This is a genomic window from Streptomyces olivochromogenes, from assembly GCF_021538895.1.
Lineage (GTDB): Bacteria > Actinomycetota > Actinomycetes > Streptomycetales > Streptomycetaceae > Streptomyces > Streptomyces olivochromogenes_A.
This window is the reverse complement of sequence record NZ_JADDRL010000279.1, coordinates 1-529: the sequence shown is the minus strand read 5'-3', so window position 1 is coordinate 529 and position 529 is coordinate 1. Positions and strand designations below refer to the sequence as shown.

1 protein-coding gene is annotated in these 529 nt (G+C 64.8%); it reads left to right on the top strand.

The genetic code is table 11. The features are described 5' to 3' along the window. Positions 1-529, top strand: a 529-nt coding sequence (locus IPZ69_RS46805) for an alpha-amylase family glycosyl hydrolase (protein ID WP_268835913.1), incomplete at both ends; no start/stop codon positions are given.

Here is a 529-nt window from a genome sequence, read left to right as displayed (position 1 = left end):
GAGGAGAGACCCCGACGGCCCCTACGGCGACTACTACGTCTGGGCGAAGGACGACAAGCAGTTCCAGGACGCGCGGATCATCTTCGTCGACACCGAGGCCTCCAACTGGACGTACGACCCGATCCGCAAGGAGTACTACTGGCACCGGTTCTTCTCCCACCAGCCGGATCTCAACTACGAGAACCCGGCGGTCCAGGAGGAGATGATCTCCGCGCTGAAGTTCTGGCTGGACCTGGGCATCGACGGCTTCCGGCTGGACGCGGTGCCGTACCTGTACCAGCAGGAGGGCACCAACTGCGAGAACCTCCCGGCCACGCACGAGTTCCTGAAGCGTGTGCGCAAGGAGATCGACGCCCAGTACGCCGACAAGGTGCTGCTGGCGGAGGCGAACCAGTGGCCGGAGGACGTGGTCGACTACTTCGGCGACTACCAGTCCGGCGGCGACGAGTGCCACATGGCCTTCCACTTCCCGGTCATGCCCCGCATCTTCATGGCCGTGCGCAGGGAGTCCCGGTACCCGGTCTCGGAG